Origin of the sequence: Spirulina sp. CCY15215 (assembly GCF_016888125.1) — a bacterium.
GTDB lineage: Bacteria > Cyanobacteriota > Cyanobacteriia > Cyanobacteriales > Spirulinaceae > CCY15215.
Window position 1 is genome coordinate 1 of record NZ_JACSWA010000007.1, and the last position, 208, is coordinate 208.

Annotated in this window: 1 rRNA gene; it reads right to left on the bottom strand. The window is 45.7% G+C overall.

Annotation, left to right across the window (positions count from 1 at the left end):
* Nucleotides 1-208: ribosomal RNA gene (locus JUI58_RS00025) — 23S ribosomal RNA — on the bottom strand; the annotation flags it as partial.

Here is a 208-nt window from a genome sequence, read left to right on the forward strand (position 1 = left end):
CCTCAATTTTCGCTACTCAAGCCGACATTCTCACTTCTATAAAGTCCACATCTGCTTGCCGCTAATGCTTCTCACCTTATAGAACGCTCCCCTACCACTTATTAAAATAAGTCCACAGCTTCGGTAAATCGCTTAGCCCCGTTCATTTTCGGCGCAGGAGCGCTTGACCAGTGAGTTATTACACACTCTTTCAAGGATGGCTACTTCT